Genomic DNA, 16,252 nt, shown 5'->3' with positions numbered 1-16,252 from the left:
GTCGCCGGTGCGCGGCGGGGGGGGGGGGGGGTTTTGTGTGGGGGGGGGGGGGGGGGGGGGGGGGGGCGCGGGGGGGGCGGGGGGGGGGGGGGGGGGGGGGGGGGGGGGGGCGGGGGGGGGGGGGCCCCCCCCCCCCCCCGCCCGCTTCCGCAGTCTTTCCCCCGAATAGTCTTATCAACAGGCTGTGGACAAGTTTTCGGGCGGATCATGGCTGGGAGAGGGGGAGGGTGCATACCCCCGCACAACGGAAGGAAACGGGCTCATGGCCGCATTCGCGGAAGGCGCACCCTGCTGGGTCGACGCCTCGCTTCCGGACGTCGAGGCGGGCAAGCGCTTCTACGGTGAGCTCTTCGGGTGGACCTTCTCCGAAGGCGGCGGCGCCGCATACGGCCACTACACGCAGGCCTACAGCCGCGGCCGCAACGTCGCCGCCCTCGCCCCCAAGCCCGACGGGCGCATGCCCACCGTCTGGGGGGTGTACCTCTACACCACCGACGCCTACGCCTGCGCCCAGCGCATCCGCGCCGCGGGCGGCCAGATGGTCATGGACCCCATGCCCGTCGGCCCGTACGGGACCGCCGCCATGGCCGCCGACCCCGGCGGCGCCGTCTTCGGCCTGTGGCAGCCCGGCACCCACCACGGCTTCGACGCCCAGCAGGAGCCGTACACGTACTGCTGGAGCGAGGTCTACACGCGCGCCCGTGACGCCGTGGACGCCTTCTACGCCAAGGTCTTCGGCTACGTCCCCGAGGACCAGGACGACGCCGGCGTCGAATACCGGGTCTGGTCGCCGCCCGGCAGCGCCCCCGGCTCGCACACGGCCGTGATGGGGCGCAGCCTCATCACCGACGCCTTCCCGGAGATCATGCCCGCGCACTTCCTCGCCTACTTCGCCGTCCCCGACTGCGACCAGTCCGTCGCGACGGTGAAGCGCCTCGGGGGCCGGGTCACCGCCGATCCGTTCGACACCCCGTACGGGCGGATCGCGGTCGTCGCCGACAATCAGGGGGCGGTCTTCGGGCTGCTGTCGGAGCCGCGGACCAAGCACGCGGGCTAGAGACAGCACCGGCCGGGCGCGGTCCCGGGGCCGGACCGGGCGCGGGCCTGACAGAATCGGGGTTGCGCGACCCGGGCGGCGCCCGGGAGTGAGACGCTGCACGGGGCAGGGCCCCGGGCCGGCTCGCGCGCGCTGGTGGCAGCGGGCCCGGCGAGGGCCCGTACGGGGAGGTGTGGAGGCCAGTGGTGGAGCAGCTGACGCAGCACGACCCGAGACGGATCGGCCCCTTCGAGGTGCTGGGACGGCTCGGCGCCGGCGGCATGGGGCTGGTCTATCTCGCGCGGTCCGCGTCCGGACGGCGGGTCGCGATCAAGACGGTGCGCACCGAACTCGCCGAGGATCAGCTGTTCCGCGTCCGCTTCACCCGCGAGGTCGAGGCGGCCCGCGCGGTGTCCGGCTTCTACACCGCGGCCGTGGTCGACGCCGACCCGCGGGCCGCCGTGCCCTGGCTGGCCACCGCCTACGTCCCGGCCCCCTCCCTGGAGGAGATCGTCAACGAGTGCGGGCCGATGCCCGCCCAGGGCGTCCGCTGGCTGGCCGCCGGGATCGCCGAGGCGCTCCAGTCCATCCACGGCGCCGGCCTCGTCCACCGCGACCTGAAGCCGTCCAACGTCCTCGTCGTCGAGGACGGGCCGCGCGTGATCGACTTCGGCATCGCCAGCGGGGTCTCCAACACCCGTCTGACCATGACGAACGTCGCCGTGGGCACCCCCGCCTACATGTCGCCCGAGCAGGCGAAGGACTCGCGCAGCGTCCGCGGCGCCAGCGACGTCTTCTCCCTCGGCTCCACCCTCGTCTTCGCCGCGACCGGCCACCCGCCCTACCACGGGGCCAACCCGGTCGAGACGGTCTTCATGCTGCTGCGCGAGGGCCCCAACCTGGAGGGGCTCCCCGAGGAGCTGCGGCCGCTCATCGAGTCCTGCATGCAGATGGACGCCACGCAGCGGCCGACCCCCGCCGACCTCCAGGCGCAGCTCGCCCCGCACCTCTTCGACGGCGGCGACGACAGCGGCACCGCCTCGGCCTGGCTCCCCGAGCGGGTCGTCGCGATGATCGAGGCCCGCCGGTCGGGCAACCGCACGCCCCCCGCCGCCGTGGTCCGCGCACCCGCACCCCGCCCCGGATCCCGCGGCCCCGACTCCGGACCCTCCACGCACCGCCGCCAGCGCGGCGCGGACCCCTGGGTGGACCCGCGCACCGGGCACGCCGTCCCGCAGCGCCCGCACCACCCGCCGATGTCCCCCGTGCCCTCCGGCGAGCCCGTGCGGCTGGGCGGCTCCCCCGTGCCGATCGGCCCCGGGCCCCGCGCGAGCGCCGCGGCGCCCGCCGCGCAGGCCTCCGCGGACTCGGCCACCGGCTGGATCCGCCCGCCCGGCGGTTCGGCCGCCGCCCCCGCGGTCGTGGCAGCCGTACCGAGTCCGGGGCCCGCCCCGGACAGCGGCCGCTGGCGCCCGTGGCGCTTCCGCATGTCCAACGAGGTGTGGGGCACCCCGACGGTCTCCGGCAACCTGCTCTACGTCACCTCCTTCGAGGTGCACGCCCTGGACGTGGCCAGCGGCCGGCGCCAGTTCAAGACCCGCGACGTCGCCTGGTCCATGGCCGTCTCCGACGGCCGCATCCACGCCTCCGACGGTCCCTCCCTCTACGCGCTCGACGGCACCGACGGCTCCGAGCGCTGGCGGCTGTCCACCGACGCCTGGGTGTACGCCCTGAGCGCCGAGCGCGGCACCGTCGTCACCACCACGCGGGGCGGCGGCGTACAGGGCTGGGAGGCCTCCAGCGGGCAGCGGCTGTGGGAGCTGTCCGGGGCGCAGACCGACTTCGAGACCCCGGAGGCGGCCCCCGTCCTCCACGACGGCACCGTGTACGTGTGGCAGGACGCCCGGCTGCGCGCCGTGGACGCCCGCAGCGGACGCGAGTCCTGGTCCTACCCGGTCGGGGACGCGGCCTCCTGCGGAAACGTGCCCGTACGCGTCACCCCGGCCCCCGACGGCAACGTCTACGTCTGCGCCGGCACCCGGGTGCTGTCCGTCGACCGGGCCTCCGGCCGGGTCCGCTGGCACTTCGAGGCGCCCGCGGTCTTCCTGGCCGCCCCGGCCTTCGCCCCGGGCCCCGCGGTGACCGGCGGCGGCGTCTACCTCGTCGACCACCTCGGCACCGTCTACGCCCTCGACGCGGCCACCGGCAAGGACCGCTGGCGGATCGCGACGGAGACCCGCGCCAGTGCCGACCCCGTACTGGTCGCGAACGGCAACGTCCACCTCGGGGCGGGCAGCGCGCTCTACACCCTCGACGCGGTCACCGGCACCCCGAAGTGGCGTTTCGCCGCCGGCGGCGAGATCACCGGCCTCCCGGCGGTCGCGGACGGCCGCGTGCACTTCGGCTCGGCCGACCACTGCCTGTACACCCTGGACGCGGCGGGCGGCCAGCTCCGCTGGAAGCTGGCCACGGGAGGCGAGATCACGGGCGCCCCGGTGGCCGACGCGGGCGTGGTCTACGCGTGCAGCAAGGACCGCTGCGTGTACGCCCTGGACGCGGCGAAAGGCACCGGTACCCGTACGGCGGGCTGAGGCGACTCGGGCCCCTCCCGGTCGCGCAACGCACCGGGAGTGACAGGATGGACCCCATGAGCAACGTTTTCTTCGACATCAACATCAACGGCGCCCCCGCGGGCCGCATCGTCTTCAACCTCTTCGACGAGGTCGTCCCGAAGACCGCGCGCAACTTCCGCGAGCTGGCCACCGGCCAGAACGGCTACGGCTACGCGGGCTCCGGCTTCCACCGCGTCATCCCCCAGTTCATGCTGCAGGGCGGTGACTTCACCAACCACAACGGCACCGGCGGCAAGAGCATCTACGGCGAGAAGTTCGAGGACGAGAACTTCACCCTGAAGCACGACCGCCCGTACCTGCTGTCGATGGCGAACGCCGGCCGCAACACCAACGGCTCGCAGTTCTTCATCACGACGGTCGTCACCTCCTGGCTCGACAACAAGCACGTCGTGTTCGGCGAGGTCGTCGAGGGCCAGAAGCTCGTCGACGACATCGAGGCCCTGGGCTCCCAGTCCGGCGCCCCCAAGGCCAAGATCGAGATCGCGGCCTCGGGCGTCGTCGAAGCCGCCTGATCCCCGCACCACCGTGCCGGCCGGCCCCGCCCCCACTCGGGGGTCGGGGCCGCCGCCGTTCCCGCCGTTCCTACGGGTGCTCGCGGCCGGTGCCGTCGCCCGTGCCCGGGGGCGGCCGGCGGGGCGGCCACCCCGCCGGGTCGGCCGGCCCGGCGGGACCGGGGCGGTAGTGCTCCTGGTGGCCCGGGTCCCGGTGGGACGGGTCCCGGTGGTCGGGGTCCTGGTGGCCCGGGTCCCGGTGGTCGGGGTGGTCGGGGTCCCGGTGGGTGGGCGCGTCCCGGTCGGCGCGGGTGCGGCGCGGGGGGCGGCCGCGCATCACGGCCGCGCCGAGGATGAGCAGCGCGCCGCCGCCGAAGGCGTTGGCGAGGCCGTCCCCCAGACCCCGGCCGTCGCCGCCGACCGACAGGCTGCCGGCGGCCTGGCCCTGGCGGACCATCCACAGCGCCGCGAAACCGAGGACGACGACCCCGGCCAGCGCCATGAGCAGCCGGGAGCGCAGCACGACCGCGACCAGCGCCAGCACCGCCGCGAGGACGAAGGGGAGCAGGAGCGACCCGAAGAGGGAGGCCCGGCCGTCGGTGATGCCCGCGCCGGAGAACAGCTCCTGGACGCGGTAGTCCCTTCCGCGGCGGCCGTCGTACCAGGCGCGGAACGGGCTCCACACGGCTGCCGCGGCTCCGAGGAGTCCCAGCAGCGAACCCACTGCGTTGCGGATCATGCCCGGCCCTCCGTGGTGTGAGAGGCAGCGGTCCCGATCGACGCTACGCCGCGGCCCCGGCGCCCGCACCCGGGCCGGGGGCGCCCCCGCCCGGCTGTGATCGGCGGACGGCTCCTGGTAGCGTGCCCGCCATTGTCCAGGGGGAGGGGTCGGGCCGTGGCGGCTGGACGTCGGATCAGGTTCACGACGGTGCTGGTCGCCGTCGTGTTCGCGCTCACCGGTTTCTCGTCGAGCAGCGGCGGCAGCGGAAGCAGCGGCGGCAGCGGGAAGAGCAAGAGCGGCGGCGGAGGCTGCTCCAGCTCCAAGAGCAGCAAGAAGAAGTCGTACTCCGGCAGCAGCGGCAGCTCGTCGAGCGGCTCGCCCTCGGCGAGCCCCAGCGGAGACCCGGCCACGGCCGTGGTCGTCACGTGCACGGGGGCCGCCTCGCCGGTCACCACCCTCAAGGTCACCTCGCGGCTGGACCGCCGGGAGACCTTCGAGATAGCCCTGTCCCGGGAGACCGCGGCCGGCTCCGTCGTCGAGGCGACCACCTTGGACGTGACCCTGGCGGCGCGCGAGACGCGCTCGGTCGACGTCCCCCTCACGGCCCCGTCCCGGGCCGCCGAGGTGAAGACCTGCCGGATCGACGACGTCAGCGTCAAGAGCGGCTCCGGCGCGACGGCCAGTACCTCGCCCAGCGGGTCCCCGGACGGCTCCGGCACGTCCAAGCCGAAGCCCACCGCCAAGCCCACGCCTCGCAAGTCACGCTAGGTCCTGTCGCATCCACCCGGGGGCGTCCGCGGGACGGCCGGCTCACCGCAGCCGGTGCTCCGTCCCCGGCCGCCGGGACGCGAACAGCTCCGCCTGCCGCCCGGGAGCCAGGTTCCCCAGCGCGATCAGCGCCGGCGCCTGGTCCAGGGCCTGCCGCAGCGCGGCCAGTTTCGCCGACCACAGCGCCCGTACGGTCCCCTGCACGGCCTCCGTCGGGAAGCCGGCCAGCGTTTCCGCCGCCCGCAGGGCCGCCGGGAGCAGTCCGGCGGGCGGGGCCAGCTCCGAGACCAGGCCGATCTCGTACGCCCGCCGCGCGGACAGCCGTTCCGCCGTGCCCATCAGGGACATCCGGGCGGCCTCGCCGAAGGGCATCCGCTGCGCCATGTAGACGGCCTCGTAGGCGCTGACCATCCCGTAGGCGGTGTGCGGGTCGAAGTACGTCGCGGTCTCGGAGGAGACGATGAACTCGGACTCGCCCAGCAGGTAGAAGGCCCCGCCGCAGGCCATCCCGTTGACGGCGGCGACCACCGGCTTCCACAGGTCGCCCGCCTTGGGGCCGACGGCGACCAGCGGATCGTCGACCGAGTACGGGGAGCCGGGCTGCGGCACCTCGACCGCGCGGTCGATCCCGGTGCAGAACGCGGCCGTCCCCGCGCCCGTCAGCACCACGGCCCTCACCTCGTCGTCGTGGCGGAACTCCCTCCACACCGCCGTCAGTTCGCCCGCCGTCTCCAGGTCGATCGCGTTGTGCCGGCGCTCCCGGTCCAAAGTGACGACCGCGACCCCGGTCGCCTTGTCCCGCTCCACCCGCAGTGTCACGGCTTCTCCAGGATCCAGCGCGGCACGGCCATCCCGGCGGTCTCGGTGAACACCGCCTGGACGCGCGCCCCGATGCGCAGCCGGGCCGGGTCCACCGAGTCCAGCGGGGCGTCGGCGCAGGTCACGAGGTTCCCGGCCAGCCGGATGTGCGGGGCTTCGGCCAGTTCCACGAGGATCACGTTGTACGGGGCCTGCGCGGCGTACGCCGGGAGCAGCGGGGGGTGGGGGCGCACGTACGACCAGATGCGGCCGCGGCCGCTCGTCAGCCGCCACTCGCTCGCGAACGACGGGCAGTGCGGGCAGCAGGGGCGGGGCGGGAAGCGCAGCCTGCCGCAGTCGGCGCAGGCCTGGACGCGCAGTTCGCCCCGGGCGGCGTACTCCCAGAAGGGCGCCCCGTCCTCGTCGGGCACGGGCAGGAGCAGCGCGTCGGCGGTGGGCGCGGCGCCCGGTACGCCGAGGGGCGCGGCGGCGGGCCCGGGCCCGGGCGTGGTGGCGGGTGGGGTCAGGGGCGCGGTCATCGATCGGCTCCTCAGGCTCGCAGCAGGATCGCGGACGTCGGGACACCCTCGCCCGCCGTCACCAGGCAGGTTGAGGCGTCCGGCACCTGGGCGGTGGAGGTGCCGCGCAGCTGCTTGACGCCCTCGTTGATCAGGTTGAAGCCGTGCACGTAGGCCTCGCTCAGTCCGCCGCCCCCGGTGTTGATCGGGAGCCGGCCGCCCGTCTCCAGGGCCCCGCCCTCGGTGAAGGCGGCGCCCTCCCCGCGCCCGCAGAAGCCGTAGCCCTCCAGCGACAGCGGGATGAGCGGGGTGAAGGCGTCGTAGATCTGGGCGACGTCCACGTCCCGGGGGCCGAAGTCGGCCTGCTTCCAGAGGTGCCGGGCGGCGGTCCATGCGGGACCCGACAGCGGGTCGTCGTTCCAGTAGTTGACCATTCCGTGGTGCTGGGAGGGCAGTCCCTGGGCCGCGGAGTGCACGAATACGGGCTTCTGCCGGCAGTCGCGGGCCCGCTCGGCGGAGACGACCACGCAGGCCAGTGCCCCGTCCGTCTCCAGGCAGTTGTCGAAGAGGCAGAGCGGGTCGCTGATCATGCGGGAGGTCATGTACATCTCGCGGGTCAGCGGGCGCTCGTACATCATGGCGGCCGGGTTCTCGTTGGCCCGGTTGCGGCAGGCCATCGCCACGTTGAAGAGGTGGTCGCGGGTGGCGCCGTACTCGTGCATGTAGCGGCGGGCCAGCATGCCGATCTCGTCGGCGGGGCGCAGCAGCCCGAAGGGGCGGGTCCACTGCCCGGGGGTGGGCAGCTGGACGGCGGTGTTCTTCCAGGGGCGCGGGCCGGAGCCGCGCTTGCGCGAGCGCCAGGCGACGCCGACGGAGGCCTGGCCGGTGGCGACGGCGGCCGCGAGGTGGCCGACGGTGGCGCAGGAGCCGCCGCCGCCGTAGCCGATCTTGGAGAAGAAGGTGACGTCCCCCGCGCCGATGGCCTTGGCCACCTCGACCTCGTCGGTCTCCTCCATCGTGTAGGAGGAGAAGGCATCGACCTCGGCGGGGTCTATGCCGGCGTCGTCCAGAGCCGCCAGAATGGCACGGCAGGCCAGTTCCTTCTCGGACTGAGGCAGTTGCTTGGCAAAGGCGGTCTGGCCGATGCCGACTATCGCCGTAGCGTCCTTGAGCGTTGCCGCCATCGCCACCTCCGGGGTGCGCCAGTACTGACAGCCGCGAAGGCTACAGCTAATCTGACGGATAGTCAGCTACCGGTGTCGGGGAGGGCGGACGATGGACGACGAGGGCGCGAACGAAGAGCTGCACGAGGGCCCGCACGATGGCCTGCGCGAGGGCCGGGGCGAAGCCCGGGGCGCGGGCCCGGGCGGCACAGGTCAGGGCGGGTGCACGGACGGCGGCGGGTACGCGGGACCCTCGGGCGGGTACGCGGGGCCCCAGGGCGGGCCCGACTACGGCCCGGGCGGCCCGGGCGGTCCGGGCGGTCCGGGCGGTCCGGACGAGGACGCCGCGGGCCACGGCACCGCGGGCCCCGGCGGAGACCCGCGCGGCGACCTGCGCTGGGGCAGCATCGCGGGGCTGGTCAGGGAGGCCGCGGACCGGTACGCCGACCGCGAGGCCGTCGTCGACGGCCGCGTACGGATCAGCTACGCCCAGCTCGGCGGGCGCGTCGAGCGCGCCGCGGCCGCCTGCATCGCCGCCGGCGTCGAGCCCGGCGACCGGGTCGCCGTCTGGGCTCCCAACACCCTGGAGTGGATCGTCTCGGCCCTCGGAGCCGTCTCGGCCGGGGCCGTCCTCGTCCCCCTCAACACCCGCTTCAAGGGCGCCGAGGCCGCGTACGTCCTGCGACGCAGCCGCGCCAGGCTCCTCTTCGTCACCGGCACCTTCCTCGGCACCTCCTACGTCGCCTCCCTGCGCCGCGCCGCCGCCGAAGGCCCCGGCGCGGGACCGCTGCCCGGACTGCCCCACCTGGAGCAGGTCGTCGTCCTCGCCGAGGACGCCCCCGAGTCCTTCCGCACCTGGAAGGACTTCCTCGCGGGCGGGGACCCGGTGTCCGCCGGGACCGTCCGCGCGCGGGCCGAGTCGATCCCCTCCGACGCCCCCTCCGACATCATCTTCACCTCCGGCACCACCGGCAGCCCCAAGGGCGCCGTGATCACCCACGCCCAGTCGCTGCGCTGCTACGCCGTCTGGAGCGACCTCGCCGGCCTGCGCGAGGGCGACCGCTACCTGATCGTGAACCCCTTCTTCCACACCTTCGGCTACAAGGCCGGGATCATCGCCTGCCTGATGCGCGGCGCCACGATGGTCCCGCAGCCCGTCTTCAACGTGGACACCGTCCTGGCCAACGTCGCCGCCGAGAAGATCTCCGTCCTCCCCGGACCGCCCACCCTCCACCAGTCCCTCCTCGACCACCCCCAGCGCAACCACCACGACCTCTCCGCCCTGCGCCTGGTCGTCACCGGCGCGGCCGTCGTCCCCCTCCAGCTCGTCGAACGGCTCCGCAGCGAACTGCACATCGCCACCGTCCTCACCGCCTACGGGCTCTCCGAGGCGGGCGGCATCGTCACCATGTGCCGCCGCGGCGACCGGGCCGAGGTCATCGCCGAAACCTCCGGGCGGGCCATCCCGGGCACCGAGCTGCGCATCGCCGGACCGCAGGGGCGGGCGCAGCCCGTCGGCACGGCCGGCGAGGTGTGGGTGCGCGGCCACCACGTCATGCAGGGCTACTTCGAGGACCCGGACGGGACGGCAGCCGCCATCACCCCCGAGGGGTGGCTGCGCACCGGGGACGTGGGGGTCCTCGACACCGGCGGCAACCTGCGCATCACGGACCGGATCAAGGACATGTTCATCGTCGGCGGCTTCAACGCCTACCCGGCCGAGATCGAGCAGCTCCTCGGCCTGCACCCGGACATCGCGGACGTGGCCGTGGTCGGCGTCCCCGACCCGCGCCTGGGCGAGGTGGGCAAGGCGTACGCGGTCCGGCGCCCCGGCTCCGTCCTCACCGCCGACGACCTGATCGCCTGGTCCCGGCGGGAGATGGCCAACTACAAGGTGCCGAGGACGGTGGAGTTTGTCACCGGCCTGCCGCGCAACGCGAGCGGCAAGGTCCTCAAGCGGGAACTGCGCGCGCGGGAGGCCGAAGCGGCCCCGCGGGGCGCCGACCCGGCCTGACCGCTGCTCCCGGCCTGACCGCTGCTCCCGGCCTGACCGCCGCTCCGCGGGCCCCGACCGCTCCTACGCGGCCTTCCGGGCCAGCACGAGACGCCACCGAGGTGGCCCCGAGGGCAGCCGCCCGAAGGGGGCCAGCGGCGCCGTCTCCACCGCGAAGCCGGCTGCCTCCAGGTCGGCGCGGACCCCGCTCAGGGGGAAGGTCCGGTAGTACATGACGAACGGCGGCCGCCACACCGCGTTGCGCACCCGCATCGCGGCGTCGAAGCCCGCCACCGCCCACCAGGCCGGGTGGCCGGGCGGGATCGGCGCCCCGATGGGGAAGGCGAAGAGGCCGCCCGCGCGCAGTGCGGAGTGCACCCCGGCGAAGAGGGCGGGCCGCTCGGCCGGCAGGAAGTGCCCGAAGGCCCCGAAGCTCACCGCCAGGTCGTACGCGTCCCCGAGCGCGGGCGGCAGGGCCAGCGCGTCGGCCCGGACGAGCTCCACGCGCCCGTCCGGGTGCGCGCGGCCCGCCTCGGCGAGCATGCCCGCGCTGAGGTCCACCCCGGTCACCCGCTCCCGGCACAGCCGCCGGAGCATCCCGAGCGCGGCGCCGGTGCCGCAGCAGACGTCCAGTCCGCTGTCGAAGGAGCCCTCCCGCTCGGCCAGGGCCTCCTCGACGGCGTCGAGCATCCGGTCCGGGGTGCGGAAGGGCGTGTGGTCGAACTTCGGCGCCAGCAGGTCGTAGCCGCGCTCAACGGAGGAGAGGGCCTGCACGGCGAGCTCGCGGACGCCGGGCCCCTGGGAGGTGAACACGCCCCCAGGCTAGTGCTGTGACCGGAAAGGTCCACCGGATCGCCCGGCGGCGGGCACACGGCGGCGGCCGCGGTGGCCTCCCCTCCGGGCCACCGCGGCCGCCGTTCCCCCGTCGTTCCCCCGTACGTGTGCGTCGTGCGTGTGGCGCAGGCGGTGCGTGCGGAGCCGACGGCTCCGGCGGTGCGTTCCTCGGTTACGGACGGGGACCCGACGCGTGGTTGTCCAGCGTCACGATCTCCTCGCCCGAGGCGTGGTCGTCGAGCGGCTGCTGCACCGGCCCGTCCGCCGGCTTGTCCAGCGGCTTGATCTCGATGCCGGAAGCGTGGTTGTCGAGCGGCCTGATGTCGCTGTCGTTCGGCAGGATGTTCTCGTTCGTCGTCATCGGATCTCCTGATCGATGGGTAGGGCCCGTTCGGCGATTCCCCCGCGGACCGCCGAACGGGTGACCTCCAGCGACCCGGATGCCCCCCCGGCGCACCGGGTCGATGCACTTATGGTGCCGCGAGGCGATAAACGAACGATGAACGACGCGTTCATCGCCCGGCGGTGCGGGTCGGGGCCGCTCAGGCGGCTATCCCGGTGTCCAGCAGCGCCCGCACCTCGGCGAGTTCCGCGGAGCCGAGCTGCTCGAAGACCGTCTCCGCGTCCCGCCAGCACGCCCGCGCCCGGTCCGACTGGCCCAGCCGCAGCAGGGCCTTGCCGAGCACCGTCAGCACGGTGGCCCGGCGCCACTCGCCGCCGATCCCGCGGAGCGCGATCGCCTGCTCGGCGTGCGAGGCGGCCAGCGTGGGCCGGCGCGCCGCCAGGTGGACCTCGGCGAGCCGGAAGTGCGTCACGCCCTCCCACAGGGGCTGCCGGTTGTCGTGGAACAGCGACAGCGCCTCGGCGAGCTGGGCCAGGGCCTCCCCGAGCCGGCCCGCCTGGGTGAGCGCGATGCCCAGGGCGTAGCGGCCGTTGGCCAGGCGCAGGGTCAGGCCCATCCGGTCGTATATGGCGATGCCCTGGCGGGCGAGGTCGATGGCGCTGTCGAGGCGGCCCAGCTCCACGTGGATGCGCGAGAGGTTGCACAGCGCGCTGGCCTCGCCGATGTTGTTGCCGTCGGCGCGGAAGTTCTCGATGGCCTCCAGCAGGTAGCGCTCGCCGTCCGCGTGCCGCCCCTGGTAGAGGGCGATGATCCCGCGGTCGTTCGGCGCCCAGCAGCTGGGCAGCGGGTCGGCGGCCTCCCGGGCGAGGGCCATGGCCCGGCGGGCCTCCCCGTCGGCTTCGGTGAAGCGGCCGGTGAACAGGTGCACCATGGTCAGGGTGGTACGGGCCCGGCCCTCGGAGCGGGGGTCGGCGGCGGCGCTCCCGGCGTCCCGCAGGGCCATGGCGGCCGACTCGTACTGCTTGGAGTTGGCGCCCGACTCGGCGAGGTCCTTGGCCGCCCACAGCAGGTCCACGGCCCTGCGCAGCACCCGCGTCCCGTCGCGGTCCTGGCGTACGGCGCCCTGCCGGACGCAGGCCAGCAGCGGGTCGGCCTCCGCGTACAGCCAGTCCAGGGCGGCGCGCGGGTCGGTGAAGACGAGCCCGGGGTGGCGGGTGGCGGACAGGTGCGCGGGGAGCCGGTCGCCGGGCCGCTCCAGGGCGTACACCCCGGAGGCGGTGGCCAGGTAGAAGTCCAGCAGGCGGTCCAGGGCGGCTTCGCGGCCGCCCGGCGGCTGCTCGTCGCGCTCGGCGCAGGCACGCGCGTAGAGGCGTACGAGGTCGTGGAAGCGGTAGCGGCCGGGGGCGGCCGATTCGAGCAGGGAGCAGTCGACCAGAGCCTCCAGGAGGTCCTCGGTGTCGTGCTCGGGCCGGTCGAGGACGGCCGCCGCCGCCGAGAGGGAGATGTCCGGACCGTCGGCGAGGCCCAGGAGGCGGAAGGCGCGCTGCTGGGCGGGCTCCAACTGGCCGTAGCCCAGCTCGAAGGTGGCCTTGACGGCGAGGTCGCCGGCCTGGAGCTCGTCGAGGCGGCGGCGCTCGTCGGCGAGTTTGGCGGCGAGGACGGAGACGGTCCAGGTGCGGCGGGCCGCCAGGCGGGAGGCGGCGATGCGGATGGCGAGCGGCAGGAAGCCGCAGGCGCCGACCACGTCGAGGGCGGCCTGGCGCTCGGCGCCGACCCGCTCGGAGCCGACGATCCGGGTGAACAGCTGGAGGGCCTCCTCGGGGCTCATCACGTCGAGGTCGACGAGATGGGCGCCGGCGAGGCCCGCCATGCGGACCCGGCTGGTGACGAGGGCGGCGCAGCCCGCCGTGCCCGGCAGCAGCGGCCGGACCTGGGCGGCGTCGCGGGCGTTGTCGAGGAGGACCAGGACGCGGCGGCCGTCGAGCGCGGAGCGGTAGAGCGCGGCCCGCTCGGCGGGTGAGTCGGGGATGGCGGTGTCGGGGGTGCCCAGCGCGCGCAGGAAGGAGCCGAGGACGGCCTCCGGTTCGGCGGGTCGGGCCTCGGTGCCCTGGAGGTCGACGTAGAGCTGGCCGTCGGGGAAGTGCGGGCGGGCGGCGTGGGCCACGTGCACGGCGAGCGTGGTCTTGCCGACGCCGCCGATCCCGGCGAGGGCGGAGACGGCCATGACGTGGCCGCCTTCCGCACTGCCGGACAAGATGGTGCCGAGCTCGTCGACGAAGCTGCTGCGGCCGGTGAAGTCGGCCACGGTGGCGGGCAATTGGGCGGGCCTTACCTGAACGGCCGCGGCGGCGGGTACGGGGTCCTCGGCGCGGGCCAGGTCGGCGTCGGCGTTGAGGATGCGCTGTTGGAGCGCGGAGAGTTCGGGCCGCGGGTCGACGCCGAGCTCGTCGGCTAGGAGCCGGCGGGTGTCGGCGTACACGGCGAGGGCCTCGGCCTGCCGGCCGCTGCGGTAGAGGGCGAGCATCAGCAGCTCGCGCAGCCGCTCGCGCAGCGGGTGGGCCGCGGTCAGCGCGGTGAGCTCGGAGACGGCCTCGGCGTGGTGGCCGACCTCCAGGTCGAGGTCGAGGCGGGTCTCCAGGAGCTGAAGGCGCCATTCGGCGAGCCGGGTGCGCTCGGTCTCGGCGTGCGGGCCGGGGACTCCGGCGAGGGGCTCACCGTCCCACAGGTCCAGGGCGCGGCCCAGCAGCGTCCGGGCGAGCGCGCGCTCACCGGCGGTGCGGGCCGCCTCGGCTTCGGCGGCGAGGCTGCGTGCCACGCCCAGGTCGAGCGTGGCGGCGGAGCGCAGGCGGATGGCGTAGCCGCCCGACTCGGTGACGAGCAGCCCGGGGTCGAGGACCTTGCGCAGGCGGGAGGCGTACGTCCGGATGGTGGCGAGGGCCTGCTGGGGCGGGTCCTCGCCCCAGATGGCGTCGATCAGCTCGGGCGCGGTGGCGGTGCGCCCGTCGCGCAGCAGGAGCGCGGCGAGCAGGGCGCGCTGCTGGGGGGTGCCGGAGGGCAGGGCCTCGCCGCCGCGCCAGGCGCGGATGGGCCCGAGGACGGCGAAACGGGCGCCGGGGGCTCCGGGCTGGCCGGCCTCGGGGCGGGGGGCGCCGGTGTGGGGGGCGCCGGTCCGGGAGGCCGCGGGCCGGCGGGCGCCGGATCGGGTGGTTCCGGCCTGTGCGGTCTCGGGTCGGGTGGTTCCGGCCTGTGCGGCCTCGGGTCGGGTGGTTCCGGCCTGTGCGGCCTCGGGTTGGGTGTGGACGTGGGCGGCGGTGGCCTGGGTCGCGGCGGCGGCCGGGAACACGGCGGCGGTGGCCGGGATCGAGGCCGTGCGGGTGGCGCTCGCGGAGCTGGTGCGGGCCGTCTCGGGGTGGTTCCGCGGGTGCGGGATGGCCGGTACGCCGTCCATCTGTCGTCCCCCCTGCCTTCCGTCGGTTTAAGGGTCAGTCTGCCCTGTGTAGCGCGTACACGTCAGCCCGTAACGGACCGATCGGCTCCCAACTAGCTGACGGTTCGTCAGATTGGAGCTACCGTATGGGATATGGAGACCTTCCCGAAGATCATCTCGGTGGACGACCACACGGTTGAACCTCCCCACGTCTGGCGGGACCGGCTCCCGTCCAGGTACAAGGACACCGGCCCCCGGGTCGTCCGCGCCCCCCTCAAGGAAATGACCTTCCTCGGCGGCAAGTTCGCCCCCGTCATGGGGGCGAAGGGCGACGATGGCCCGATCGGCGACTGGTGGGTGTACGAGGACCTGCACCGGCCGCTCACCCGCCTCGACACGGCCGTCGGGTACGCCCGCGACGAGATCAAGCTGGAAGTCATCACCTACGAGCAGATGCGCCCCGGGTCCTTCTCGGTTCCCGAACGGCTCGCCGACATGGACGTGAACCACGTGCAGTCGGCGCTCTGCTTCCCGACCTTCCCGCGCTTCTGCGGCCAGACCTTCACCGAAGCCCGGGACCGCGAGCTGGGACTGCTCGGCGTGCGGGCGTACAACGACTGGATGGTCGAGGAGTGGTGCGGGCCCGACGCCCGGGGGCGGCTCATCCCCCTCACCCTGATCCCGCTCTGGGACGCCCGCCTCGCGGCGGCGGAGGTCCGCCGCAACGCCGCCCGCGGGGTGCGCGCCGTCGCCTTCTCCGAGATACCCCCGCACCTGGGCCTGCCCTCGATCCACACGGACGAGTGGGACCCCTTCCTGAAGGCGTGCGACGAGACCGGCACGGTCATCGCCATGCACATCGGCTCCTCCTCCCGCATGCCGTCCACCTCGGCGGACGCCCCGCCGGCGGTCGGCTCCACCATCACCTTCGCCAACTGCTGCTTCTCGATGGTCGACTGGCTGATGAGCGGCAAGTTCGAACGCTTCCCCAACCTGAAGATCATGTACGCGGAGGGCCAGATCGGGTGGATCCCGTACATCCTGGAGCGCGCGAACGTGGTCTGGGAGGAGAACCGCGGCTGGGGCGGCGTGGCGGACAAGGTGCTGCGCCCGCCGTCGGAGCTCTTCGACGAGCACGTCTTCGGCTGCTTCTTCGACGATGCCTTCGGACTGAAGAACCTGGACGCGATCGGCGTCGGCAACGTCCTCTACGAGACGGACTACCCGCACTCGGACTCCACGTGGCCCAAGTCCCGCGAGGTCGGCGAGGCCCAGATGGGCCACCTGCCCCCGGACGTGGTGGACCGCATCGTCCGCGGCAACGCGATCGCCCTGCTGGGCCTGACGGGGGAGGGGCTGTGGGCGGGGGCTTAGGGGTGGGGGCGGGGGCTTTGAGGGGTGGGGCGGGGGTGGTGGGGGCGGGGGCTTCGGTGGGGCGGGAGCGGGCGGGTTTGGGGGTTTCCCGTCAGTCTCATCGTCTCTCCGGGTCGGGCCGGTCCCTCAAGGGCGCTCCTCCTTCGTCGTCGC

13 protein-coding genes are annotated in these 16,252 nt (G+C 74.5%); 6 read left to right on the top strand and 7 right to left on the bottom strand.

All coding sequences use genetic code 11. The features are described 5' to 3' along the window. The first annotated feature begins 262 nt into the window (after positions 1–262). From ACFWU6_RS32205 to ACFWU6_RS32195, 3 genes are all read left to right on the top strand, one after another. The gene (locus tag ACFWU6_RS32205) at positions 263–1,057 is read left to right on the top strand and encodes a VOC family protein (RefSeq protein ID WP_383812646.1); all 795 of its coding nucleotides are present in this window, start codon (positions 263–265) and stop codon (positions 1,055–1,057) included. 185 nt (positions 1,058–1,242) lie between these two features. Further along, positions 1,243–3,627, top strand: coding sequence for a PQQ-binding-like beta-propeller repeat protein (locus ACFWU6_RS32200; RefSeq protein ID WP_383812648.1), 2,385 nt, complete (start codon positions 1,243–1,245; stop codon positions 3,625–3,627). A 56-nt stretch (positions 3,628–3,683) separates the two neighbouring features. Next, the gene (locus ACFWU6_RS32195) at positions 3,684–4,181 is read left to right on the top strand and encodes a peptidylprolyl isomerase (protein WP_383812649.1); all 498 of its coding nucleotides are present in this window, start codon (positions 3,684–3,686) and stop codon (positions 4,179–4,181) included. A gap of 70 nt (positions 4,182–4,251) precedes the next feature. On the opposite strand, the gene ACFWU6_RS32190 is transcribed toward ACFWU6_RS32195, so the two are convergent. Beyond that, positions 4,252–4,899, bottom strand: coding sequence for a hypothetical protein (locus ACFWU6_RS32190; RefSeq protein WP_383984825.1), 648 nt, complete (start codon positions 4,897–4,899; stop codon positions 4,252–4,254). A gap of 156 nt (positions 4,900–5,055) precedes the next feature. Between ACFWU6_RS32190 and ACFWU6_RS32185 the strand changes: the two genes are divergently transcribed. Beyond that, positions 5,056–5,649: a hypothetical protein gene (locus ACFWU6_RS32185; protein ID WP_383812653.1), complete on the top strand. Its 594-nt coding sequence runs from the start codon at positions 5,056–5,058 to the stop codon at positions 5,647–5,649. A gap of 42 nt (positions 5,650–5,691) precedes the next feature. Here ACFWU6_RS32185 and ACFWU6_RS32180 read toward each other — a convergent pair whose 3' ends face one another. The 3 genes from ACFWU6_RS32180 to ACFWU6_RS32170 all read right to left on the bottom strand — a co-directional run bounded on the left by ACFWU6_RS32180 (position 5,692) and on the right by ACFWU6_RS32170 (position 8,149). After that, positions 5,692–6,468, bottom strand: coding sequence for an enoyl-CoA hydratase/isomerase family protein (locus ACFWU6_RS32180; RefSeq protein WP_383812655.1), 777 nt, complete (start codon positions 6,466–6,468; stop codon positions 5,692–5,694). Next, a complete protein-coding gene (locus ACFWU6_RS32175; RefSeq protein ID WP_383984828.1) occupies positions 6,465–6,890 on the bottom strand; it encodes a Zn-ribbon domain-containing OB-fold protein in 426 nt (141 codons plus the stop codon). The genes ACFWU6_RS32180 and ACFWU6_RS32175 overlap by 4 nt, the downstream gene beginning before the upstream one ends. A gap of 107 nt (positions 6,891–6,997) precedes the next feature. Continuing rightward, the gene (locus tag ACFWU6_RS32170) at positions 6,998–8,149 is read right to left on the bottom strand and encodes a lipid-transfer protein (RefSeq protein ID WP_383812657.1); all 1,152 of its coding nucleotides are present in this window, start codon (positions 8,147–8,149) and stop codon (positions 6,998–7,000) included. A gap of 91 nt (positions 8,150–8,240) precedes the next feature. Here ACFWU6_RS32170 and ACFWU6_RS32165 point away from each other — a divergent pair, with 91 nt between their 5' ends. Then, entirely contained in the window at positions 8,241–10,142 is a 1,902-nt protein-coding gene (locus ACFWU6_RS32165; RefSeq protein WP_383984822.1) for a FadD3 family acyl-CoA ligase, read from the top strand. Positions 10,143–10,205: 63 nt separating this feature from the next. Here the strand turns inward: ACFWU6_RS32165 and ACFWU6_RS32160 are convergent, their stop codons facing one another. The 3 genes from ACFWU6_RS32160 to ACFWU6_RS32150 all read right to left on the bottom strand — a co-directional run bounded on the left by ACFWU6_RS32160 (position 10,206) and on the right by ACFWU6_RS32150 (position 14,746). After that, positions 10,206–10,934, bottom strand: coding sequence for a class I SAM-dependent methyltransferase (locus tag ACFWU6_RS32160; protein WP_383984819.1), 729 nt, complete (start codon positions 10,932–10,934; stop codon positions 10,206–10,208). A gap of 193 nt (positions 10,935–11,127) precedes the next feature. Further along, entirely contained in the window at positions 11,128–11,316 is a 189-nt protein-coding gene (locus tag ACFWU6_RS32155; protein WP_383812586.1) for a hypothetical protein, read from the bottom strand. A gap of 181 nt (positions 11,317–11,497) precedes the next feature. Then, positions 11,498–14,746: a BTAD domain-containing putative transcriptional regulator gene (locus tag ACFWU6_RS32150; RefSeq protein WP_383984816.1), complete on the bottom strand. Its 3,249-nt coding sequence runs from the start codon at positions 14,744–14,746 to the stop codon at positions 11,498–11,500. Positions 14,747–14,878: 132 nt separating this feature from the next. On the opposite strand from ACFWU6_RS32150, the gene ACFWU6_RS32145 reads away from it, so the two are divergent. Next, entirely contained in the window at positions 14,879–16,099 is a 1,221-nt protein-coding gene (locus ACFWU6_RS32145) for an amidohydrolase family protein (protein WP_383984813.1), read from the top strand. Positions 16,100–16,252: the final 153 nt, after the last annotated feature.

The sequence above is a fragment of the Streptomyces sp. NPDC058674 genome (assembly GCF_042716505.1).
Taxonomy (GTDB): Bacteria; Actinomycetota; Actinomycetes; order Streptomycetales; family Streptomycetaceae; genus Streptomyces.
The sequence above is the reverse complement of the archived record's forward strand: the minus strand, read 5'-3'. Positions and strand labels throughout refer to the sequence as shown.